Consider the following 23026-nt stretch of genomic DNA (forward strand, 5'->3'; position numbering starts at 1 on the left):
CAATCTTCACCCCTTCATCAGGAGATATCCAATGAGCGTACTCGTCGGCAAACAAGCCCCGGATTTCGACGTACCAGCCGTCCTCGGCAATGGCGAAATCGTAGACAGCTTCAAGCTGTCTGAAGCCATCAAAGGCAAATATGGCCTGGTGTTCTTCTACCCGCTGGACTTCACCTTCGTCTGCCCATCCGAGCTGATTGCTCTGGATCACCGCATGGACGATTTCAAGGCGCGCAATGTTGAAGTGGTCGCCGTTTCCATCGACTCCCACTTCACCCACAACGCCTGGCGCAACACCGCCATTAATGATGGCGGCATCGGCAAAGTCAAATACACCATGGCGGCCGATATGAAGCACGATATCGCCAAGGCTTACGACGTTGAGTCCGAAGGCGGCGTGGCTTTCCGTGGCGCGTTCCTGATCGACAACAAGGGCGTTGTGCGCTCGCAGATCATCAACGACCTGCCGCTGGGCCGTAATATGGAAGAGCTGATCCGCTTGGTCGACGCTCTGCAATTCCACGAAGAGCACGGCGAAGTCTGCCCTGCCAACTGGAAGAAAGGCGACAAAGGCATGACCGCTTCCACCGAAGGTGTGGCGGCTTACCTGACCGAGAACGCCGGCAAGCTGTAAGCCGGATTCAAGGTAGAAAAAAACCGGCCTGAGAAGGCCGGTTTTTTTGTGTGCGCGATTCAACTTCAGTCGTTGAAGTCTTCCCAACCGCCCATCTGTTTCCAGCGATTGACGATGCCGCAGAACAGCTCGGCGGTCTTTTCTGTGTCGTAGCGGGCCGAGTGAGCTTCGCGACCGTCGAAGTCGATACCGGCTGCCTGGCAGGCTTTTGCAAGCACGGTCTGACCATAGGCCAGGCCGGCGAGCGTGGCGGTGTCGAAGCTGGAGAACGGATGAAACGGGTTGCGCTTCATGTCCAGGCGCGCCACGGCTGCGTTCAGGAAGCCCAGGTCGAAACTGCTGTTATGCCCCACCAGGATCGCGCGTTTGCAGCCATTGGCCTTCAGCGCCTTGCGTACGCCGCGGAAGATATCGGTCAGCGCCGCTTCCTCACTCACCGCCATGCGCAATGGGTGATCGAGTTTGATTCCGGTGAATTCCAGGGCTGCCGCTTCGATGTTGGCGCCTTCAAACGGCTCGACGCGGAAGAAGTGGGTGTGTTCCGGGTACACGAAACCGTGCTCGTCCATGCCGATGGTCGTCGCGGCAATTTCCAGCAGCGCGTCGGTGGCGCAATTGAAGCCGCCGGTTTCTACGTCGATAACGACTGGCAGGTAGCCGCGGAACCGTTCGGCCATCGGGTGGCGTGAACCGCCGCCACTGCCGTGTTCCTGTTCGTCATCGTAATGGTCTTCACTCACTTGCTTTCCTCCAGCAGGCGCCAGCGCAGTGTTTCACCGGCGCGCAGCGGGATAACGGTCAACTCGCCAAAGGGCAGGCTGGCAGGGGCGGTCCAGTCTTCACGAACCAGGGTAATGCGGTCGGTATTCGCCGGCAGGCCATAGAAGCGCGGGCCATTGAGGCTGGCGAAGCCTTCGAGTTTGTCCAGGGCGTTGCGTTGTTCGAACGCTTCAGCGTACAGCTCGATGGCGGCAAACGCGGTATAGCACCCCGCGCAACCGCAGGCGGCTTCTTTGGCGTGCTGCGCGTGGGGCGCGGAATCGGTACCGAGGAAAAACTTCGGGCTGCCGCTGGTGGCGGCGTCCAGCAAAGCCACCTGATGGGTGTTGCGTTTGAGGATCGGCAAGCAGTAGAAATGCGGCCGAATCCCGCCCACCAGCATGTGGTTGCGGTTATACAACAGGTGGTGTGCGGTGATGGTCGCGCCGACGTTGGCCGAAGCCTCAGTGACGAACTGCACGGCCTCTGCGGTGGTGATGTGTTCGAACACCACCTTGAGGGTCGGGAACAGCTCGACCACGCGGCGCATATGCTCGTCGATGAAGATCTTTTCGCGATCGAACACGTCGACATCGCCACGGGTGACTTCGCCGTGGATCAACAGCGGCATGCCGACCTCGGCCATGGCTTCGATGGCCGGCAGGATCTTGTCGATACTGGTCACACCGGAATCGGAGTTGGTGGTCGCGCCTGCCGGGTACAGCTTGGCGGCGTGAACATACCCGCTGGCTTTAGCCTCACGAATTTCTTCAGGCTGGGTGCGATCGGTAAGGTAGAGCACCATCAACGGTTCGAAGCGACTGCCGGCCGGGCGCGCAGCGAGGATTCGCTGGCGATAGGCATCGGCTTCGGCCGCGTTACGCACCGGTGGTACCAGGTTAGGCATGATGATGGCGCGGCCAAACGTGCGCGCTACATCGGCCACGGTTTGGGGCAACGCAGCACCATCGCGAAGATGAATATGCCAGTCGTCGGGACGCAGCAGGGTCAGGCGGTCGGACATTGGGGATTCCAGGCGGGTCAATCTGGTGGGAATGCTACCGGAAAAGACTCGTGCAGGCACTCGCTATCAAGTTTTGCAGGATGCAACCGATAGCACTGGGTATGCCTTAACGATGTATGACGCTTTGAAGTGTTGTAGAAACCAGTGGAGCCTCCCGTGCGCCAGCATTATCTAGCCCTGCTCAGTGTGTTCGCCAGCCTGCCCGCGATGGCCCTCACGTTCCAGACACGTCTGGAGAATATTGAGTGGAAGGTGGAGGGCGATCAGTTCGAATGCCGCCTGACCCAGCCGATCACCGATTTCGGCTCGGGTGAGTTCGTGCGCCGGGCGGGCGAGCAGGCGATATTTCGTCTGAAAGCCTATAACGGTTCGCTCGGTGCCGGCTCCGCCACGTTATTGGCCGCCGCCGCACCCTGGCAACCGGGCCGCGGCGATATCAACCTCGGTGCGGTACGCGTCGGCAGTGGTGATGTGCTGTTTAACAGCTCCCAGGCCCAGGCCGGGCGGCTGTTCACCGGCTTGCTCGAGGGCCGCAGCCCCACCGTGCGACATTACGGGCGCGAAGGGGGTTATTCGGAAATTCGTCTGCTGCCGGTGAAATTCAACAAAGCCTTCAACGACTATCAGCTGTGTACTGCCAGGCTGTTGCCGATGAATTACGATCAGGTCAAGCAGACGGAAGTCGGTTTCCCCGGTGGCGGCATCGAACTGGATGCAGCGGCCAAGAAGAAGCTGTCTGTGATTGTGGCGTTCTTGAAAGCCGACCCCACCGTCAACCATATTGAATTGAACGGCCATTCGGATAACAGCGGCAACCGCCTGACCAACCGTGACCTCTCGCGACGCCGTGCGTTGGCGGTGATGGACTACTTCAAGGCCAATGGCATTCAGGAGTCGCAGATCACCCTGCGGTTTCACGGTGAAAGCTACCCCTTGGCGCCCAACACCAATGCCGGCAACCGAGCCCGCAACCGTCGCGTCAACGTGCAGCTTGAGCGGGTGGCTGAGCCCGAGAAACCGGCGCCCCAGGCGATAGCACCCAGTAGCCCCGCAGCGACTTCATAACGTGCGACCATCGGTCGCTCGTTCGACATAATCTGTCGCTTTATCTTCATTTGCTGTCGCGCCCCTGTAATTTCACGGTTTTGATCGGTAGAATCGTCGCCTTTCCGTACAACCCCGTGGAGTGATGGCATGGCCGACGTAAACAAGGTCGTTCTCGCGTATTCCGGCGGCCTGGACACTTCGGTGATCCTCAAGTGGCTGCAGGATACTTATAACTGTGAAGTGGTGACATTCACCGCTGACCTGGGTCAGGGCGAAGAGGTCGAACCTGCACGCGCCAAGGCACAAGCCATGGGCGTCAAAGAGATCTACATTGACGACCTGCGCGAAGAGTTCGTCCGCGATTTCGTTTATCCGATGTTTCGCGCCAACACTGTCTACGAAGGCGAGTACCTGCTCGGTACCTCCATCGCACGTCCGCTGATTGCCAAGCGCCTGATCGAAATCGCCAACGAAACCGGCGCTGATGCCATTTCCCATGGCGCCACCGGCAAGGGCAATGACCAGGTGCGTTTCGAACTGGGCGCCTATGCCCTCAAGCCCGGCGTGAAAGTGATTGCGCCTTGGCGTGAGTGGGACCTGCTGTCGCGCGAAAAACTGATGGATTACGCCGAAAAGCACGCGATCCCGATCGAGCGTCACGGCAAGAAGAAATCCCCGTACTCGATGGATGCCAACTTGCTGCACATCTCCTATGAAGGCGGCGTGCTGGAAGACACCTGGACCGAGCACGAAGAAGACATGTGGAAATGGACCGTCTCCCCGGAGAACGCGCCAGACAAGCCGCAGTATCTGGAGCTGACCTACCGCAACGGCGATATCGTCGCGCTGGACGGAGTCGAGATGACCCCAGCCACCGTACTGGCGACCCTTAACCGTATCGGTGGTGAGCACGGCATCGGCCGTCTCGATATCGTCGAAAACCGTTACGTGGGCATGAAATCCCGCGGCTGCTATGAAACACCGGGCGGCACCATCATGTTGCGTGCTCACCGCGCCATCGAGTCCATTACCCTGGACCGTGAAGTGGCCCACCTCAAAGATGAGCTGATGCCCAAGTACGCCAGCCTGATCTACACCGGTTACTGGTGGAGCCCTGAGCGTCTGATGCTGCAGCAGATGATCGACGCCTCCCAGGCCCACGTGAACGGTGTGGTGCGCCTGAAACTCTACAAAGGCAACGTGATCGTGACCGGTCGCAAGTCTGACGAGTCACTCTTCGACGCCAACATCGCTACCTTCGAGGAAGATGGCGGTGCGTACAATCAGGCGGATGCAGCGGGCTTCATCAAGTTGAACGCCTTGCGCATGCGCATCGCGGCCAACAAAGGACGCAAGTTGTTCTGAGTACTAGGAGCGCGTCGTGAAAAAGCCCCTTATGCAAGGGGCTTTTTTTTGCCCTGAATATACCAATAGGGTCTTTAGTCCGGGTGCGATGTTTACAAATGTTTAGTTTGTGTTTAAGGGGTTTGCTTCAAAACTTTGAAGGTTTTTTTCATTTCCGAGATTTTACTTTTCTAAGGAAAGCTTTTTTACATCTGACATAGGAACTATGTCTTACAGAAATTTCACTCATGTGGGCGCAATGGATATGTAATTTGTAGAATTTTCTGTAGGAAGATGGAGTGTGTATAAATATGTTAAATGGAACTAAAGTTGATACGGTTTCTTCGGCCCTTCGTGTAAGCCGCATTGGCACACAAGGGGCATTTCCTGAAAAGCCTGTGCGCCGCGTTTACCGCGTAGGGCTGGGGATGAGGATATTTCACTCAAAATATTTACGGCCAGGGAAAGGTCTGAAAGGCTCTATAAAGCCCAATGCATCTAAGTCGGCGAATTTTTGTAGGTCAATTCCTATCTTGTTGTGGGTTGGGTCTCTGCCTGCTGTTGCTCGGGGGGGAACGCTGTGCCAACTAGCAGGTGACTAGGCTATTGTGCTTTCTCTAAATAATTCGAACAGCGAAATTGGACTTTCTCATGAATAAAGTGCTGATCGTGGATGATCATCCCGTCATTCGGCTTGCTGTGCGCATGCTAATGGAGCGTCATGGTTATGAGGTCGTTGCCGAGACTGATAACGGTGTCGATGCGTTGCAACTTGCGCGGGAACATATGCCGGATATTGTCATATTGGATATTGGAATCCCCAAACTCGATGGCCTTGAAGTTATTTGCCGGTTGGCATCAACCAAACAAGCCGTATCGTTCAAGGTGCTGGTGCTGACGTCCCAGGCGCCTGGCCATTTTTCCATGCGTTGCATGCAGGCCGGGGCCGCCGGCTACGTGTGCAAGCAGCAGGACCTGACCGAGTTGTTGAGCGCCATAAAGGCGGTGCTTTCCGGCTACAGCTATTTCCCGAACCAGGCACTCAACTCGGTGCGCTCTACCATGGGCAATGCCAGTGAGGCAGACATGGTCGAACGTTTATCGGGGCGGGAGATGATGGTGCTGCAACAGCTGGCTCGTGGCAAAACCAACAAGGAAATTGCCGACGGTATGTTCCTCAGTAACAAGACCGTCAGCACCTACAAGACGCGCCTGCTACTGAAACTCAATGCTCGCTCACTCGTAGACCTGATAGAACTGGCCCAACGCAATGGTCTGGTGTGAGGAGGGCGCTTCACCCTGCTGACGCCCGTGTAAAAACCGGCACAAAAAAGCCTCCGTCAGGGAGGCTTCCGGCTGTCCGCCAGGAGGTCAGAGGTCGAAGTCGTAATCGGCCAACTGTTTTTGCAAGCGTCGCTCTTCCAGCAGATTATCGATAATCAGGCGTTTGCTTAAATTGGTCTTGGCCACCTCTGGGACGGGGGCTGGCGTGTCATCGTCTTCCAACTCGACCAGGTCGTCTTCTACTTCCAGTTGTTCTTTGCCAGTGCTCATAAGGTTCACTCCAGGCTAAGACTGCCGTTGGCGCTCCTTATAACGATAATCCACGAGCGGGTAAAAAAGATTTTTTCAATCGATTGATAGAGAAAACCCCGATGTCCTCAATCGTCGGATGTTTTGTCCTTGTATTCACATAAATCTTCGATCCTGCAGCTGCCACACCGAGGCTTGCGCGCCTGGCAAACATAGCGCCCGTGAAGAATCAGCCAGTGATGGGAATCAAGCAGATAGGGCTTGGGCACAAATTTCATCAGCTGTTTCTCAACCTCCACCACATTCTTTCCGCGAGCGATGCCGGTTCGGTTGCTGACGCGAAAAATATGCGTGTCCACCGCCATGGTCAGCTGCCGAAACGCCGTATTGAGTACAACGTTGGCGGTCTTGCGGCCTACGCCGGGCAGCGCTTCCAGGGCTTCTCGGGTCTGCGGCACTTCGCTGTCGTGTAACTCCATGAGCAGGCGGCACGTCTCGATCACGTTCTTGGCCTTGCTGTTGTACAAGCCGATAGTCTTGATGTACTCCGATAATCCCTCCACGCCCAAGGCATAAATCGCTTCCGGTGTATTGGCCACCGGAAATAGCTTGGCCGTGGCTTTGTTGACGCCCACGTCTGTGGATTGGGCCGACAGGATCACCGCAATCAGCAGCTCGAACGCTGAGGAGTAGGCCAGCTCGGTCTTGGGTTCCGGATTGTCTTCGTGAAACCTGCGGAAAATTTCCAGGCGTTTTGCAGCGTTCATAAGGGCGGGCGTTTCCTTGCAGGCGGTCGACGTGAGTGTAGCAATACACAGCGCAGCGTCAGTTGTGGGTCAGGTGGCGTCGGGATTGGCCTCGGCATCATGCAGCGTCTGCTCGGCGGCGTTCAGCGCGGCGCTCAAGCTTGCCAGTTGCTGTGCGTCAGCCTGTTGATCCTGGGCTTTTTTCAACTCGGCCCGGCGCATCGCCAGTTGGATTTTTGCGCGCTTGAGGTCAACGCTCTTGGTTGTCGGCGGCGATGGAGGGCTCTTGACTTCCAGCGCGGCAAGCACCCGCTCCGAGGCTTCGAACTGCCTTTGCAGGACAATCAATTGCGACTGTTGCTCAAAGGTCGGAGGATGCCCAAACGCCTTCAGGGACTTATGCAGTTGAGCACGGCTCATGGCGACACTGATTTTGGCTTGCTTGATCGCTGCGTCCTGAGCGGTATCGGTTTGCGCCGCTGGCACAGGTGCCTCGCGCTTGGCCCGCGCCAGACGTTCGGCGAGCTTGCAGGCTTCCTCGCGTTGCAGGCGCGCGTTGCGCTGTTCGAAACGCCGCCGTGCCCGGTCGCGTTTGAGGCCACGCTCGCGCCGCTCGTTATCGCTGCTCGCCAGGCCGCCCACAATAGGCAGAACTTCAGCGAGTGGGCGCATCTCGATGCAATCGACGGGGCAGGGCGCGACACACAGGTCGCAACCGGTGCACTCGTCGATAATCACTGTGTGCATCAACTTGGCGGCGCCAATGATGGCGTCCACCGGGCAAGCCTGGATGCATTTGGTGCAGCCGATGCATTCGGCCTCGCGGATATAGGCGATCTGCGCCGGTGCGTCTCCGCGGTCGGTATCCAGGGCCAGCACCGGCACGCGCAGCAATTGCGCGAGCCCGGCGATGGTTTCCTGGCCTCCGGGCGGGCACTTGTTGATTGCCTCGCCCTTAGCGATGCCTTCGGCGTAAGGCTTGCAGCCTGGGTGCCCGCATTTGCCGCATTGAGTCTGCGGTAGCAGCGCGTCGATACGTTGAATGAGGTTCATGCGTTGATCATAGCGTTGACGCCCGGCCCGCCGATGCAGGCAGGCTGAAAAGCCCCAACGCTGAAACGCCGGGGCATCTTGCAGGGTTTACTTGATGCGTTGACCCGGCTTGGCGCCGCTGTCCGGGCTTAGCAGATAGATTTCTTCGCCGCCAGGACCGGCCGCCATCACCATGCCTTCAGATATGCCGAATTTCATTTTCCGTGGCTTGAGGTTGGCGATCATCATGGTCAGGCGACCATCAAGCTTGGACGGGTCCGGGTAAGCGCTCTTGATGCCGGAGAATACGTTGCGCTGCTCATCACCGATATCCAATGTCAGGCGCAGCAGCTTGTCGGCACCCTCCACGGCTTCGGCCTTGATGATCAGCGCCACCCGCAGGTCCACGGCGGCAAAAGCATCGAACTCAATCTCCGGAGAGAGCGGGTCCTTGGCCAACTCACCGTTACCCGTGGGCGCCGTCGAGCCGGTATCGGTCTGGCTGGCGGCCAGGTCTTCTTTCGAAGCGTCGGTCATGGCCTGGACTTTCACCGGGTCGATGCGGGTCATCAGTGGCTTGAACGCGTTCAACTGATGGTTACTGAGCAGCGTAGCGTGGTCGCTCCACGTCAGCGGCGCGACGTTGAGGAACGCTTCTGCGTCGGCGGCCAGCAGCGGCAGCACCGGCTTCAGGAAGATCACCAATTGGCGGAACAGGTTGATGCCGGTGGCGCAGATCGCCTGAACCTCAGCTTCCTTGCCTTCCTGCTTGTTCAGCGACCATGGCGCCTTGTCGGCAATCCAGGCGTTGGCGCGGTCGGCCAGGCCCATGATTTCGCGCATGGCTCGGGCAAAGTCGCGGGCTTCATAAGCGTCGGCGATGCTCGGCGCGGCGGCCAGGAATGCATCGGTCAGTTCCGCAGCGGCATTTTCAGCGACCAGTACACCCGCGTTGCCCTTGTGGATAAACCCGGCACAACGGCTGGCGATATTGACCACCTTGCCGACCAGATCTGAGTTGACCTTCTGTACGAAGTCTTCCAGGTTCAGGTCGAGGTCATCGACGCCACGGCCCAGCTTGGACGCGTAGTAGTAACGCAAATATTCCGGCGACAAGTGGTCCAGGTAAGTACGCGCCTTGATAAAGGTGCCGCGTGACTTGGACATCTTCTGCCCGTTCACCGTCAGGTAGCCGTGCACGGCAATGCCGGTCGGCTTGCGGTAGCCGGAACCTTCGAGCATCGCCGGCCAGAACAGTGCGTGGAAATTGACGATGTCCTTGCCGATGAAGTGGTACAGCTCGGCGGTGGAGTCCTTGCCCCAGAACGCATCGAAGTCCAGCTCCGGTGTGCGGTCGCAGAGGTTTTTGAAGCTGGCCATGTAGCCGATCGGCGCGTCCAGCCAGACATAGAAGTACTTGCCCGGCTCGCCTGGAATTTCAAAGCCGAAGTACGGCGCATCGCGGGAGATATCCCACTGCTGCAGGCCGGCGTCCAGCCATTCGGCGATCTTGTTGGCCACGGCGTCCTGTAAGGTGCCACTGCGGGTCCAGGTTTGCAGCATCTGCTGGAAATCCGGAAGTTTGAAGAAGAAGTGCTGGGAATCTTTGAGCACCGGGGTGGCGCCGGAGATAGCCGATTTCGGATTCTTCAGGTCGGTGGGCGCATAGGTGGCGCCGCATTTTTCACAGTTGTCGCCGTACTGATCGTCGGTGCCGCATTTCGGGCAGGTGCCCTTGATGAAGCGGTCGGCCAGGAACATTTTCTTTTCCGGGTCGAAATATTGGGTGATCGAGCGCGTGGCAATGTGCCCGGCGTCTTTCAACCGCAGGTAGATCTGGCTCGAAAGCTCACGATTTTCGTCGGAATGGGTCGAATGGAAGTTGTCGAAATCCACCAGGAACTCGGCAAAGTCGGCGCTGTGTTCAGCCTGCACATTGGCGATCAGTTGCTCCGGGGTGATGCCTTCCTTTTCGGCACGCAACATGATGGCCGAACCGTGGGCGTCGTCCGCGCAGACATAAATGCATTGATTGCCGCGATGCTTCTGGAAGCGCACCCACATATCGGTCTGGATGTACTCAAGCATATGGCCAAGATGGATCGAACCATTGGCATAGGGCAGGGCGCTGGTGACGAGGATCTTGCGTGGCTCGGACATGGGGCTCGGCTACTTGATGAAACGGAGGTCGGCCACTATAAAGCGCCGGGAAATTTATTTCACCCCGTGGCGCTATTTCAGAATCTTCCGAACCTGCGAAAGCATGCCGCTGGTGGCCTGGAACGGTTAGGATAGCCGCCTGTTTCACTCAGTCTTTTTCGGGAGTTGCCCATGAGCGCCGTCAATCGCGCAGCGGTGGAAGCCGTTCTTCGCCAGTATACCGACCCCTATTTGAACCAGGACCCGGTCAGTGCCGGTTGTGTGCGGGCTATCGAGGTCCAGGGTGACCAGGTATCGGTCCAGCTGGAGCTGGGCTATGCCGCCGGCCTGTTCAAAAACGGCTGGGCGCAGATGCTGCAAATGGCCATTGAAGGCCTCGATGGCGTGCGTTCGGCCAAGGTCGATATCCAATGTGTGATCGCACCGCACAAGGCCCAGGCACAGATCCCAGGCCTGGCTAACGTCAAGAACGTGATTGCCGTGGCGTCGGGCAAGGGCGGTGTGGGCAAATCCACCACCGCCGCCAACCTGGCCCTGGCCCTGGCCCGCGAAGGTGCACGCGTAGGCATCCTCGACGCCGATATCTATGGCCCGAGCCAGGGTGTGATGTTCGGCATTGCCGAGGGCACACGGCCGAAGGTCAAGGACCAGAAGTGGTTTGTGCCGATTGAATCCTTGGGCGTGGAGGTCATGTCCATGGCCTTCCTCACCGATGACAACACGCCAATGGTCTGGCGCGGGCCAATGGTCTCCGGCGCGCTGCTGCAATTGGTCACCCAGACCGCCTGGGGCGATCTGGATTATCTGGTGGTCGACATGCCGCCAGGTACCGGCGATATCCAGCTGACCCTGGCGCAGAAGGTTCCGGTGGCCGGCTCAGTGATCGTCACCACCCCCCAGGACCTGGCATTGCTGGACGCGAAGAAAGGCGTGGAGATGTTCCGCAAGGTCAACATTCCAGTGCTGGGCGTGGTGGAAAACATGGCGGTGCACATCTGCTCAAACTGCGGTCATGCCGAGCATCTCTTCGGCGAAGGCGGCGGCGAAAAGCTGGCGACTCAATACGGCGTCGAACTGCTGGCCTCGTTGCCGCTGTCGATGGTGATTCGTGAACAGGCCGATGGCGGCAAGCCCACCGTGGCTGCCGAGCCCGATGGTCAGATTGCCATGGTGTATCAGGAACTGGCCCGCCATGTGGGCGCACGGATCGTGCTGCAGGAAGCCGCTGCACCAGCAATGCCGACCATTACCGTCAGCGACGACTGAGGGCAGTGAGCGGAAAAAGCCTCGACGGGGTCGGGGCTTTTTTATGTCTGGAGAGTGCCGGGGCAGCGGGTGTTACGTGTTTGCGCAGTGATCGTGTAAGCATTGGCTTACTTTATCGTAAGTGATCGGTTTTTTTGCCCGCCATGTATGTCCCGATTTGCTGGGGTGTTTTTCTATCTGTTTGAAATATAACAATTAATTAATGCGTTTTGAGCGGGAAAGCGTGACTGCCTGCGGTTTGGATCCCGTTGAACTTCCCATGGAACTCTCTAACATCAGCCCTGTGTCCACGGATTGGCACGGCCATCACGGAACGATGGTTCAAGGAATATCGCAGGATGCGATTCATCAGGATGATGAAAAGGAATAAAGGGACTAGGGAAAAAATGTGGGCGGGTCATACCGCCCCTTTTTTCGCCTGTAGAAAAGTGACACGCGCCTGAGAATGCAAAAAAAAAGCCCCGCAAGGGGCTTTTTTTTGGCTGCGGTGCTGTCAGCGCTCGAGGTGCGCGATCTTGCCCGTTTTACCATCCCACTCTTCCGCATCCGGCAACGCGTCTTTCTTCTCAGTGATGTTCGGCCAGATATCCGCCAGCTCGACGTTCAACTGAATGAACTGTTCCATGCCGGCAGGAACTTCGTCCTCGGAAAAAATAGCAGTGGCCGGGCATTCTGGCTCACACAGGGCGCAATCAATGCACTCGTCCGGGTGGATGACCAGGAAATTCGGGCCTTCGTAGAAGCAGTCCACCGGACACACTTCTACGCAGTCGGTGTACTTGCACTTGATGCAGTTGTCGGTGACGACGAAGGTCATTTCTAATTTTCTCCTCAGGCGGCGGCAGCGAAACCCTTTGTGGCAGGGCTCGCGAGGTTCGGGAGCGATAGTCTGCAGGCCAGGCTAAAAGCCGCAGCATCCCAAACCGCGCGAGAGTCTACCAGCTTGCAAGCGTCTGCGTTATATCCGAGTCTTCAGTGCATATAACATTTCGAGCGCTTTGCGCGGCGTCACGTCATCCAAGTCAAGCTTAGCCAACTCATCCAGTACCGGATGGGGCAGGCTGGCAAACAGGTCGCTCTGGTGTGGCACGGCGGATTTCCTGCTGGCCTTGGCGGGGCTGGCAACCACGGTTTCATGGGGCAGGGCGGTGGTTTCCAGGCGGCTGAGGTGTTCGCGCGCGCGGGTAATCACGTCAGTCGGCACACCGGCCAACTGTGCGACCGCCAACCCATAACTCTGGCTGGCCGGGCCCGGCAGCACGTGGTGCAGGAACACGATGCGTTCGTTGTGCTCGGTGGCATTGAGGTGCACGTTGGCTACCAGCGGCTCGCTTTCCGGTAATACCGTCAGTTCGAAGTAGTGGGTAGCAAACAGCGTATAGGCGCGCAAGTGTGCCAGACGCTCTGCCGCCGCCCATGCCAGCGACAGGCCGTCGAACGTGCTGGTGCCGCGTCCCACTTCGTCCATCAGCACCAGGCTACGGTCGGTGGCGTTATGCAGAATGTTGGCGGTTTCGCTCATTTCCACCATAAACGTCGAGCGCCCACCGGCCAGGTCGTCACTGGAACCGATCCGGGTAAAGATCCGGTCCACCAGGGACAGCTCGCAACTGGCCGCCGGCACGAAGCTGCCGATGTGGGCCAGCAGTACGATCAAGGCGGTCTGGCGCATGTAGGTGGATTTACCACCCATGTTCGGGCCGGTAATCACCAGCATGCGGGTGTCGTCATCCAGGGACAGGTCGTTGGCGACGAACGGCGTAGTCAGCACCTGCTCCACCACCGGGTGGCGCCCCTGGACGATGCGCATGCACGGCTCGCTGACAAACCGCGGGCAGTTCAAATCCAGGTTCAACGCACGCTCCGCGAGGTTGCTCAGCACATCCAGCTCCGCGAGGGCGGCGGCGGTGTCCTGCAATGGCGCCAGGCGGCTGATCAAGTCTTCGAGCAGGGCTTCATAGAGCATTTTTTCTCGAGCCAGCGCACGGCTCTTGGCCGACAGCGCCTTGTCTTCGAACGCTTTGAGCTCTGGGGTGATAAACCGCTCGGCGCCTTTGAGGGTCTGGCGACGTTGATAGTCGATAGGCGCAGACTCAGCCTGCTTGCTCGGCAACTCGATAAAATAGCCGTGCACTCGGTTGTAGCCGACCTTCAAGTTGGCCAGCCCGGTGCGGGCTTTTTCGCGTGCCTCGAGGTCAATCAGGAACTGCCCGGCGTTTTCGCTCAGCGATTGCAGCTCATCCAGTTCACTGTCGTAACCCGTTTTCAGGACCCCGCCATCACGGATGATCGCCGGCGGGTTGTCGATAATGGCTTTTTCCAGCAGCGCCGCGAGATCCGGATAGGTGCTGGCGGTAACGGCTAGCTGTTGCAGGTGCGCAGTGTCCAGCTCGGTCATCGCCGCCTGCAGTTGCGGCAGGGCACCGAGGGCATCACGCAGGCGCGCAAGGTCACGTGGACGCGCATTGCGTAGGCCGATTCGGGCGAGGATACGCTCTATATCGCCAATTTCTTTCAGTTGCGGCTGCAGCTTTTCAAAGCGATAGCCGTCCAGCAGGCAGGTAATGGAAGATTGACGCGCTTGCAGCACGCTCAAGTCCCGCAATGGCCGGTTCAGCCAGCGGGTCAGCAAGCGGCTGCCCATGGCGGTCTGGCAGCGGTCGACCACCGATTGCAGCGTATTGTCACGCCCGCCCGCCAGGTTGGTATCCAGTTCCAGGTTGCGACGGCTGGCGCCATCGAGCACCACGGTATCGTCCAGACGCTCATGGCGCAGGCTGCGCAAGTGCGGCAAGGCAGTGCGCTGGGTTTCCTTGGCATAACTGAGCAAGCAACCGGCCGCGCCGATGGCCAGGGTCAAGGTCTCACAGCCGAAACCCTTTAGGTCCTGCACGGAGAATTGCTGGCACAAGCTTTTGAGCGCCGAATCACGCTCGAAATCCCACGGCGCGCGCCGCTTGGTCCCGCGACGCTTCTCCGCCGGAAGGTCCTTCGGCCAATCGTCCGGAATCAACAACTCCACCGGGTTGATACGCTCCAGCTCCGCCAGCAGGTTCTCCCAGCCCTTGATCTCCAGCACGCTGAAGTTGCCGCTGGTGATATCCAGTACCGACAGGCCGAACAAACGCTCGTCGCCCAGAACGGCAGCGATCAGGTTATCGCGCCGCTCATCCAGTAGTGCCTCATCACTCACCGTCCCCGGCGTAATAATGCGTACCACCTGCCGTTCCACCGGCCCCTTGCTGGTAGCCGGATCGCCGATCTGCTCACAGATCACCACCGACTCGCCCAGTTTCACCAGCTTGACTAGGTAACCTTCCAACGAATGGTAAGGAATCCCACACATCGGAATCGACTGCCCCGCCGACTGCCCGCGGGCGGTCAGGGTGATGTCCAGCAACTTGGCGGCCTTCTTTGCGTCTTCATAGAAGATCTCGTAGAAGTCGCCCATGCGATAGAACATCAACTGATCAGGGTGCTGGTTCTTCAGGCGCCAGTACTGCTGCATCATTGGGGTGTGGGAGGACAGATCGGAGGCGTTTTTACTCATTGGGTAATAGGCAAATTCGTTGAAAGTGATGGGGCAAAGGGGGCGCTTGGCCCAGCATTTTTTGCGATGGCGGCAAGGTTAACACGCGAGGTCGAGGGTTCGCAGGGTGCAAAAGGGAAGGTAATACCGAGGGAAGAAAGCAGTTATGCGCTACAGGCCCACGAAGTGGCTTGCTGGAGTCTGCGTAGCTATTACTTTGACCTGCGACCACTGGCAGGGAACAAGCCTCTAATAACGCCGAGAAAAGCCGCAAACAGATTGATTGAAGTTGCCGTGGTGATGGCGATCAATACGTTATCCGAGAACGGCGCTTTACCCGAGTAGTAAGTCGACCAACCATTCCACACCAGTAGAACCGCCCAAAAGATCACGCCACAGGCAGCAAACCAAAAGGCCCGCCCCGCATATTTCTTGCGCAGTTGCCTCTCGGCCTTTTGGTCTTTCAGGTTCTGGTTTCTTTCATCGTCCGCGCCTGCCGCTTGCTCGCCTCCCGGTTGGGAGTCCTGGTCGGGCCCCGTAGCCGGGGGGCGGTTGAGGTCGAGGTTGTCGAGTTCCTCACTCACGGTTGCGACTCTGCGGGTGAATGAGTTCGGCCATGTCTTTCCAGTCCATGGCGGACCCGTCAGCGCCCCTGAGTGCCCAGGCAGTACCTTCCTCATGTGAGAGGTTCGAAAGCTGGGGGCCGGACCATTCGCCGTATTTGCTGATAATTCGGTCAATCAGGCGATGGGCATAGGTGTCGCTATCGGGAATCCTCGGTGTAACGAAGACGATGTCTTCGTCGTCGGGCTTCAAATTGCTGAGCAGCGAAGTTACCGGCCGGCTGCCGTAGGATTTCAACTCATGGTACAGCGATGGAATGACCGGGCCATATTGCCAACGGGCAAAATGGTCATCCATAAGCGGTTGATCCCGCTCGCGCAGATGCCAGGACTGGGTATAGAACAGCAGTTTTTGCAGTTTCATCGGCGTCAGGCCTGAAAGCTTGCCTTCCTTCGCGCGTTCAATGAAGGCGTTAGCGACAGCTAAAGCTGAATAAGCCATGAGCACCTCCGTCGTTGCTGGCTAAGTTGTTACAGAGTTTTATACATAGGCTCTGAATTGTCGACAAGCAAGGGTCACTGTCAATCTTCGCCCTATTACATTCGGTTGCCCTTCGGGGTATTTCGAGCAGAGCGGGATAATAGAGGCTAATTAACTGTTCGTATATACAGTATTTTGTTTCAGTTTCGCCCACATCGATGGTTTAATGCATAAATATGCAAATTAGCATTTGCCATCCTCGAAAACTCCCGTCAATATCCCGATTATGCAAAAACGCAACGTTTCTATCGTCTTAAGAGAGCTGCTGGACCGCGACCGGATCTCCCCCACGGAGCTTCACCGGCGTACCGGTGTGCCTCAATCCACACTGTCCCGAATCCTCAGCGGCAAGATCGTCGATCCTTCGGATAAACACATCTCCCGCATCGCCGAGTACTTCCGCGTGAGCACCGACCAGTTGCGCGGGCGCGCGGCGGTGGGTGCTTTGCGTGATGATGGGCGCGACCCGATGCATTCGGAACTCAAGGACATAAGCCTGTGGGACGACGACACCCCCGTTAATGATGACGAGGTGTCGATCCCCTTTCTGCGCGAGGTTGAATTGGCTGCTGGATCAGGAAGATTCGTCATCGAGGAAAGCGAGAAGGCCAGCCTGCGCTTTGGAAAGCGCAGCCTTCGGCATAACGGCGTGCAGTTCGACCAGGCCAAATGCGTGACGGTGCGTGGCAACAGTATGTTGCCGGTGCTGCGCGATGGCGCCACTGTGGGCGTAAATGCCGGCAAGAGCGGGATTGGTGACATCGTCGATGGTGACCTGTATGCCATCAATCACAACGGACAGCTGCGGGTTAAACAGCTCTACCGCTTGCCTACCGGGATTCGCCTGCGCAGCTTCAATCGGGATGAGCATCCGGATGAAGACTACAGCTTCCAGGATATCCAGGATGAGCAAATCAGCATCCTCGGTCATGTGTTCTGGTGGGGCATGTACGCCCGTTAACCTCCTTACGTAAGACAAAGCCCGCCAATGTGCGGGCTTTTTTTCGGCTTGCGAAAACCGGCAAACCCTTTGCCCTCAAGGCTTTTAATGCATTGACGCATTATCGAGCCAAAAATAAATGCATTTACGCATTGACTGTATATGCATACATGCATATTCTTTGTCTCAAGCCAGCCGACAAGGCCTGGTGGAGGCGGCAAGGATGCTGCCAAGGAAGACAAGGAAGGCACGCAACATCGGCAAGGAAGCCATCGAAGCGATGGCAGGGATGCCAGGCAATACCGGCAAGGATGCCGACGCTCTTTAGTTGTATCGCGTTAAAAACAGGCAGCGATGAACCGGCCTTAACGGTTCAGAGGGTTGGCAACTGACCCGGGTGTGCAGCGTAAAGCACCAGAAGCAGTTATCCGGCGGACAGGGATCGTGGTCGGAAAAAACATTGAGGAAAGGACCGTACCGCGCCAGCAGCGCCGAAAGTCCGAGGACATCATTACTGAAAAGCCTGGGCAACCGGGCTTTTTGGAATGCCTACCTATCGAAGTATGTGCAATTGAAAAACGGACTATCTAGTGCTCAGCCAGGAGGCGTGACATGACAAATGAACAGCAAGCGTTAGCGGAAATGCCTATCTGGCTGGTCATCGTATTGGCAGTGATCGGCGGAGTTTCCGGCGAAATGTGGCGCGCCGACAAGGAGGGCGCCCGTGGCTGGTCGTTGATTCGGCGTCTGGCGCTCAGGTCCGGGGCGTGCATGGTGTGCGGGGTTTCGGCCTTGATGCTGTGTTACGCCGCCGGTATGTCGATCTGGACCGCCGGCGCCATTGGCTGCCTGACTGCCATGGCCGGCGCCGACGTGGCCATCGGCCTCTATGAGCGCTGGGCGGCCAAGCGCATCGGGATCAATGAAGGCTCCCGTCAGGATCCGCAGTAACCGCAAGGACGCCACTTAAATGACCCTTATCGAAAAGCCATCCCAACTTCCCCAGGCTATCGGCGCTGCGCTGCACGCGGCCTTGCCGGACCTCAAGGTCGGCAGCCACCAGGACTTCCACAGCGACGTGGAAAAAACCGGCGTGATGGTCACGGTTGAAGGCAATGGCCCGGGTATTCGCTCTCGCGAAGGCCGTAAGGCCCATGTCCTGGCCATTTCGCTCAAAGCCATGGTTGCCCCCGGCGCATTGCCGTTCGATGCCTGCGACCTGGCCAGCCAGTTGATGGATCTGGTGCTGGACAATCGCTGGAGCCTGCCCCAGTCCCAGTGCGACTTGCCGACGAATATTGTCGCTGTTCCCTCTGTGGGTGCTACTGCGGCAACGGACTACGACACCTGGACCGTTTCCTTCACTCAAACCCTCTACCTCGGGCCCGCGTTGCTCAACGATCCTACAGGCCAACCACTGTTTGCCTGCACCTGGGACGTCTCGAACATCGATGATCCCGATCAATACAAGCCACTGGCGGAGTAGCCCATGTTCGACGCGCTGTTACGCATGCAATTGGGGCCGATTGTCGAACGCCTGGCGGAGATGGAGGCCCAGCTCGAAGACCTGTATCGACGCGCTGAAAGCTTCTGCCGGATTGGCGTTTGCCAGCAGGTCGATGCTGCCAGCAATACCTGCAGGGTCAGCCACGGTGATTTGCTCACCCCAGCGATCCGCTTTTTCAACCCCAGCGCCGGTGCCCAAACCGAAACCCGTATTCCATCGGTGGGCGAACAATGCCTGCTGCTTAACTACGGCGGTGGGGAAGGAGGCGCGCAGTCCGTGGCTCTGTTCGGTCTCAACAGTAGTCTCTTTCCGCCAGTCTCCACTCTTCCCTCTCTGACCCGGCGGCGCCATCAAGACGGCACGCAAAGCGATTATGACGATGCCAGTCACACCTTCAACTGGGTCAACGGGCCGACGATGTTCAGCGGTTCGCGTGAACAGGTCGACGTCAAGGTCGGCGCCGCCAGCCTGATCCTCAACCCGCAGGGCATCACCCTGCAAATCGGCGGCACCGCACTGTTACTGGATGCCGGCGGTGCCCACTTCAGCGGCCCGGTGATAGACCACCAAGGTCGAGTCATCAGCCCCTGACAAGGAGATTCCATGATTGGCATCGATCGCAACACCGGGGCAGCCGTCGATGACTGGCTGCAATTTGTGCAGCGCGCCACCCGAGCGCTGACCACACCTGTAGGCACGCGGCAGAAGCGTCCGCTGTATGGCTCGCTGATCCCGCAACTGCTCGGGCAGAACCTCGGCGATGACCTGCTGCTGCTCGCCCAAAGCCATGCCGCCCAGGCTTTTTATAACGCGCAGAACGGCATCGGCGACTTCCAGCCCCAAGTCATCGTCGCCACCCGCCAGGGCGCTGGCCTGTTGCTGCGCTTTGCCGGCACCTGGAAAAACCGCCAACAATCCTTTGAGGTCGTGACATGAGCATGCTGATCCCTGGCCAGAACCAACTGGCCGAGCCGGCGATAATCGCGGTCGATGAGTTCGAACCCTTGCTGGCTGAGTTCAAGGCATTCGTGGTCGATTACGTCGCCACCCGTGCGCCGCAAAGCGCGGCCAAACTCAAGATCAGCCTCGACAACGAAAGTGAACTGCTGACGTTGGCTCTCGAGGCGTTTTGCGTGCGCCTGCAAACCCATGAGCGCAAATACAATGCACGCATCAAGCAGATGCTGGCGTGGTGGGCTACCGGCAGCAACCTGGATGCACGCCTGGCGGATATGGGCCTGGAACGCCAGGTGCTGGATCCCGGTGACCCGGCAGCCTTCCCGCCCGTGCCGCCGACTCTGGAAAGCGACGACGACGCTCGCTTGCGTTACTACCTGGCACCCCACGCCCCGGCAGCGGGCTCGAGGATGCAGTATCGCCGTGAAGTGTTCACCCTCGGCGAGCGACCAATAGTCAAGGTACAGAGCGCATCGCCGGGCGTGGTAACCGTCAATTACACCTTCGATCCGGACGGCTATGCGGCCCAGGTCAAAGACGGCAACGGCCGACGTACCGCGCCCGGCGAGGTGATGGTGACCGTGCTGTCTCGTGAGGGCGACGGTACCCCATCTGCCGATTTGCTTGACGGTGTACGTCGACATTTCGCACGGCCGGATGTACGGCCGGAAACCGATCTTGTCACGGTCCAGGGCGCACAGATCCAACCCTACAAAATTCGTGTCGTTGCCAAGATCAACGCCGGCCCGGACTCGGGCCTGACTCAAGTGGCGGCGCAGCAACTGTTGCAGACTTACGCCGATTCCTGCCATCGCCTGGAAGGGCGCGTCGACCCCAGCTGGATCGACTATGCCATCCACAGTGCGGGAGCGGCGCAACTGCAAATCCTTGAACCGCTGGAGCCGATCGTCAGCAGCGCGTTCCAGGCCCCGTATTGCACGGGTGTTGAGGTCGAGGTGCGTACGCTATGAGTGAACCCAAAGCGAGTTTGCTGCCGGCCAACAGTTCACCGCTGGAAAAGGCCCTGGATTTAGGCTTCAGCACGTTGCTTGAGCGAATCACACCGCCGTTTCCAGCGTTGATGAACCCGCTGCAAACGCCCAGCGTATTTCTTCCTTATCTGGCCGCCGACCGAGGCGTCAGCGAATGGGATGCCGTTGCCAGCGAATCGGAAAAGCGCCTGACCGTGGCTTTGTCCTGGCAGATCCAGCGCCAGGCCGGTACGCCCCAGGCACTCAGTTACGCGGTGGAGTCATTGGGCTTCACCCCCAACATCAGCGCCTGGTATCAGCAGCGGCCGCTGGGTGTGCCGTACACCTTTGATGTGCAGGCGATCATTGGGCGCAGTTGGTCCAGTGGGGATCACAACCGGCTGATCCGGCGTATCAATGCGGCGAAGAGTGAGCGGGATCAGGCGACGATTACCGTTGTTCACGAAACCGAAGGTCGGCTTGCGCTCACGCAGGTGCTTGATGCCCCGCTAAGCGATGGCGAGTTGTATTTAAACGGCGCGCTGCCGGAATTGGCGTTGGTTGCTCGACTAAACAGTGTTGGCGTTGCTCGGCACTACACCATTAACGACTACGACCTCAGGGCGCAGCCATGACAGATGACATTACGCGCCTGGTGCGCTTCACCTCCAAGGGTTTGGATGAAGTGCTGCAGGCGAAGAATCAAGGCCTCAAAGGCGAAATCACCCACATCGGCGCCGGTACCGGCCGCTACACCCCAGACGGCACGGAAGTAGCCTTGCGTGATGAGCGCCAACGGGTCGCCATTGTGGACTACGAAGACCTGGGTGAGCGCCAACTCAGGATGGCCGCGCTGTTTGATGGCGACGGCGAGTATGAGATTGGCGAGTTCGGCTTTTACCTCGCCAGTGGGACTTTGCTGGCGGTGTACTCCGTGGCCGGGAAGTTGCTGACGTATAAAGCGGCGGCGGCGCGGGTGCTGCAAAAATTTACGCTGGATATTTCGCCGTTGCCGGCGGATAGCGTGACGATTGTGGTGGGGAGTGAGAATTTGAATGTGTTGTTGACTGATGAAATTGCGGTCTTATCGGCCGCGAGCATCGACAATATGGCACGCGGTGTAGGGGTTCTATTTCGAGTAATGGCAGTCGAAAGAAAATAGAGCGTTTTTAAATGCTTTTACATGGCGCTTTCCAAGCGTTTAGGAGTTTTCATTTTGAGTACTGAACAGCAACTTGCTGCCGTCGTGAGCGCGGCAAACAATTTGACTAACGTAATTACAGGAAAAGTCGGAGAAATTGACAAGGCGATAGCGGATGCCCGCCAGGTGTATGAATTTCAATTGGAGGAATTGAAAAATAGGCTCCCGAGGTTAGCGGTCACCAAAAACTTTAATTTATCCCCGAATACCGACGGAACACTGATTGAAAATTGGGGTATTCATGCTGAAGTGTCGCCCACTAAGCTGCGAACTATCACCTCTGCCTCACAAGCGGCTGGACGTCCACAAACGGATGTGGATTTCTTGCTTCAGGTGCAGGCAGACGTGCGTGAACAATATCCAAACTTTGAAATCAGGGCGAGCGACTATTGGCGCACTCTGGTACATCTGTGGCAAATGAAGTGGTCGGTGTCAGGAGTTAGTCCTTGGCTTGCGTTTCCTTACACTGTCGATATGGCGCTTGCGAATGGCTCTGGTGCAGTGCCACAGAACTCCTACCTGACTATAGGCGCCTTCGTGCGTCTTTTGGAAGGTGAGGTGTCTGGCGCTTGGAGTACTGGAGTTAAAAAAGGCAAATGGCGCTGGTGTTCCAGTGTTATTTCTCCTACTGAATTGTTTGGAACTTATTACCATCTGCACCCGATGCGGAACTCATCAACTGGTGTTATTGAAGTCATGCTGGCCGGCGCATGCACGGGCGTTGTAACCAACCCAGGTGATTGGGGAACGATGTTGGCTCTAGGCTGAGGATAGAATATGAAACCACTATTTATACCTGCGGAACTCCATCCGATTATAAAATGGGAAATGATTCGTAAGGCAAGGGACCAAGACTTGACGGCTAGTGATTATGCAGCAATGCCAGACTATCCGATGCTCGACACCCATAAGCTTATATTTGCTGAGTATCGTCAAAAACTGCGTGATATTCCAGATCAGGGAGAAGATCCAGATACAGTGCTCTGGCCATCCAAACCTGATTTCCTGAAATAACACCCGCGAAAGCGGTTTTTTTTCGCCTCCCCAAAGCCCCTCTCCGCAGGGGTTTTGGCGTTTCTCACCCGGAGAATCCTACCCATGGCCACACGCCAAACCTACACCGTTCTCATCCCTTTCCCCATCGGCAACGGCCACTGGTCCACTGCCGGCGAGGAGCTGGAGCTGCTGGACGTCGAAGCATCCGCCCTGCGTACCGCCGGCCGCCTGGAACTGACCAGCGTCCTCAACTCCAACTCCAAGAAGGCTGAATAA

At 57.8% G+C, this 23026-nt stretch carries 26 protein-coding genes; 16 read left to right on the forward strand and 10 right to left on the reverse strand.

The genetic code is table 11. From position 1 onward, the window contains the following. Positions 1-31 precede the first annotated feature (31 nt). A complete protein-coding gene (locus Q1V60_RS11010; RefSeq protein ID WP_300630194.1) occupies positions 32-634 on the forward strand; it encodes a peroxiredoxin in 603 nt (200 codons plus the stop codon). Between the two features lie 65 nt (positions 635-699). Here the strand turns inward: Q1V60_RS11010 and rnt are convergent, their stop codons facing one another. Continuing rightward, positions 700-1374 (reverse strand): ribonuclease T, encoded by a 675-nt coding sequence (gene rnt / locus Q1V60_RS11015; protein WP_300630196.1) that lies wholly within the window; start codon positions 1372-1374, stop codon positions 700-702. Further along, on the reverse strand, positions 1371-2417 hold the full coding sequence (gene pyrC / locus Q1V60_RS11020) for a dihydroorotase (protein WP_300630198.1): 1047 nt from the start codon (positions 2415-2417) through the stop codon (positions 1371-1373). Before pyrC ends, rnt begins: the two co-directional genes overlap by 4 nt. Positions 2418-2573: 156 nt before the next feature. Here pyrC and Q1V60_RS11025 point away from each other — a divergent pair, with 156 nt between their 5' ends. The 3 genes from Q1V60_RS11025 (at position 2574) to Q1V60_RS11035 (ending at position 6092) form a co-directional block, all read left to right on the forward strand. Continuing rightward, positions 2574-3482: an OmpA family protein gene (locus Q1V60_RS11025; RefSeq protein ID WP_300630199.1), complete on the forward strand. Its 909-nt coding sequence runs from the start codon at positions 2574-2576 to the stop codon at positions 3480-3482. A 129-nt stretch (positions 3483-3611) separates the two neighbouring features. Further along, positions 3612-4829 (forward strand): argininosuccinate synthase, encoded by a 1218-nt coding sequence (locus tag Q1V60_RS11030; RefSeq protein WP_065886002.1) that lies wholly within the window; start codon positions 3612-3614, stop codon positions 4827-4829. A 630-nt stretch (positions 4830-5459) separates the two neighbouring features. Continuing rightward, positions 5460-6092 carry a response regulator transcription factor gene (locus tag Q1V60_RS11035; RefSeq protein ID WP_003188986.1) on the forward strand — a complete coding sequence of 211 codons (633 nt, stop codon included), beginning with the start codon at positions 5460-5462 and terminating at the stop codon, positions 6090-6092. 87 nt (positions 6093-6179) lie between these two features. Here the strand turns inward: Q1V60_RS11035 and Q1V60_RS11040 are convergent, their stop codons facing one another. The 4 genes from Q1V60_RS11040 to metG form a co-directional block, all read right to left on the reverse strand. Next, complete coding sequence (locus Q1V60_RS11040) at positions 6180-6362, reverse strand: PA3496 family putative envelope integrity protein (RefSeq protein WP_300630202.1); 183 nt, start codon at positions 6360-6362, stop codon at positions 6180-6182. A 107-nt stretch (positions 6363-6469) separates the two neighbouring features. Continuing rightward, positions 6470-7108, reverse strand: a complete 639-nt coding sequence (nth, locus tag Q1V60_RS11045; RefSeq protein ID WP_300630203.1) for an endonuclease III — start codon at positions 7106-7108, stop codon at positions 6470-6472. Between the two features lie 69 nt (positions 7109-7177). Beyond that, positions 7178-8140 carry an electron transport complex subunit RsxB gene (rsxB, locus tag Q1V60_RS11050; protein ID WP_300630205.1) on the reverse strand — a complete coding sequence of 321 codons (963 nt, stop codon included), beginning with the start codon at positions 8138-8140 and terminating at the stop codon, positions 7178-7180. 87 nt (positions 8141-8227) lie between these two features. Next, entirely contained in the window at positions 8228-10279 is a 2052-nt protein-coding gene (metG, locus tag Q1V60_RS11055; protein ID WP_300630207.1) for a methionine--tRNA ligase, read from the reverse strand. A 171-nt stretch (positions 10280-10450) separates the two neighbouring features. Between metG and apbC the strand changes: the two genes are divergently transcribed. After that, positions 10451-11545 (forward strand): iron-sulfur cluster carrier protein ApbC, encoded by a 1095-nt coding sequence (gene apbC, locus Q1V60_RS11060; RefSeq protein ID WP_300630209.1) that lies wholly within the window; start codon positions 10451-10453, stop codon positions 11543-11545. Positions 11546-12038: 493 nt separating this feature from the next. Here the strand turns inward: apbC and fdxA are convergent, their stop codons facing one another. The 4 genes from fdxA to Q1V60_RS11080 all read right to left on the reverse strand — a co-directional run bounded on the left by fdxA (position 12039) and on the right by Q1V60_RS11080 (position 16139). After that, the gene (fdxA, locus tag Q1V60_RS11065) at positions 12039-12362 is read right to left on the reverse strand and encodes a ferredoxin FdxA (protein ID WP_300630210.1); all 324 of its coding nucleotides are present in this window, start codon (positions 12360-12362) and stop codon (positions 12039-12041) included. A gap of 141 nt (positions 12363-12503) precedes the next feature. Further along, positions 12504-15095 (reverse strand): DNA mismatch repair protein MutS, encoded by a 2592-nt coding sequence (mutS, locus tag Q1V60_RS11070; RefSeq protein WP_300630212.1) that lies wholly within the window; start codon positions 15093-15095, stop codon positions 12504-12506. Between the two features lie 191 nt (positions 15096-15286). After that, a complete protein-coding gene (locus Q1V60_RS11075; protein WP_300630214.1) occupies positions 15287-15658 on the reverse strand; it encodes a hypothetical protein in 372 nt (123 codons plus the stop codon). Further along, positions 15651-16139 (reverse strand): type II toxin-antitoxin system antitoxin SocA domain-containing protein, encoded by a 489-nt coding sequence (locus Q1V60_RS11080; RefSeq protein ID WP_300630216.1) that lies wholly within the window; start codon positions 16137-16139, stop codon positions 15651-15653. The genes Q1V60_RS11075 and Q1V60_RS11080 overlap by 8 nt, the downstream gene beginning before the upstream one ends. 265 nt (positions 16140-16404) lie before the next feature. On the opposite strand from Q1V60_RS11080, the gene Q1V60_RS11085 reads away from it, so the two are divergent. From Q1V60_RS11085 to Q1V60_RS11135, 11 genes are all read left to right on the forward strand, one after another. Beyond that, positions 16405-17139 carry an XRE family transcriptional regulator gene (locus Q1V60_RS11085; RefSeq protein ID WP_300630218.1) on the forward strand — a complete coding sequence of 245 codons (735 nt, stop codon included), beginning with the start codon at positions 16405-16407 and terminating at the stop codon, positions 17137-17139. 591 nt (positions 17140-17730) lie between these two features. Continuing rightward, the gene (locus Q1V60_RS11090; protein WP_248749936.1) at positions 17731-18069 is read left to right on the forward strand and encodes a phage holin family protein; all 339 of its coding nucleotides are present in this window, start codon (positions 17731-17733) and stop codon (positions 18067-18069) included. Between the two features lie 19 nt (positions 18070-18088). Next, entirely contained in the window at positions 18089-18604 is a 516-nt protein-coding gene (locus Q1V60_RS11095; protein ID WP_300630221.1) for a hypothetical protein, read from the forward strand. A 3-nt stretch (positions 18605-18607) separates the two neighbouring features. Continuing rightward, complete coding sequence (locus Q1V60_RS11100; protein WP_300630222.1) at positions 18608-19216, forward strand: phage baseplate assembly protein V; 609 nt, start codon at positions 18608-18610, stop codon at positions 19214-19216. Positions 19217-19228: 12 nt separating this feature from the next. Further along, a complete protein-coding gene (locus tag Q1V60_RS11105; RefSeq protein WP_300630224.1) occupies positions 19229-19561 on the forward strand; it encodes a phage baseplate protein in 333 nt (110 codons plus the stop codon). Then, complete coding sequence (locus Q1V60_RS11110; RefSeq protein WP_300630226.1) at positions 19558-20553, forward strand: baseplate J/gp47 family protein; 996 nt, start codon at positions 19558-19560, stop codon at positions 20551-20553. The genes Q1V60_RS11105 and Q1V60_RS11110 overlap by 4 nt, the downstream gene beginning before the upstream one ends. Continuing rightward, positions 20550-21188, forward strand: coding sequence for a phage tail protein I (locus tag Q1V60_RS11115; protein ID WP_300630228.1), 639 nt, complete (start codon positions 20550-20552; stop codon positions 21186-21188). Before Q1V60_RS11110 ends, Q1V60_RS11115 begins: the two co-directional genes overlap by 4 nt. Further along, positions 21185-21715, forward strand: a complete 531-nt coding sequence (locus Q1V60_RS11120) for a hypothetical protein (RefSeq protein WP_300630229.1) — start codon at positions 21185-21187, stop codon at positions 21713-21715. The genes Q1V60_RS11115 and Q1V60_RS11120 overlap by 4 nt, the downstream gene beginning before the upstream one ends. Before the next feature lie 54 nt (positions 21716-21769). Then, positions 21770-22522: a hypothetical protein gene (locus tag Q1V60_RS11125; protein WP_300630230.1), complete on the forward strand. Its 753-nt coding sequence runs from the start codon at positions 21770-21772 to the stop codon at positions 22520-22522. 9 nt (positions 22523-22531) lie between these two features. Continuing rightward, entirely contained in the window at positions 22532-22768 is a 237-nt protein-coding gene (locus Q1V60_RS11130) for a tail fiber assembly protein (protein ID WP_300630232.1), read from the forward strand. A gap of 84 nt (positions 22769-22852) precedes the next feature. Then, the gene (locus Q1V60_RS11135) at positions 22853-23026 is read left to right on the forward strand and encodes a hypothetical protein (RefSeq protein WP_300630234.1); all 174 of its coding nucleotides are present in this window, start codon (positions 22853-22855) and stop codon (positions 23024-23026) included.

This window comes from Pseudomonas sp., from assembly GCF_030147005.1.
Taxonomy (GTDB): domain Bacteria; phylum Pseudomonadota; class Gammaproteobacteria; order Pseudomonadales; family Pseudomonadaceae; genus Aquipseudomonas.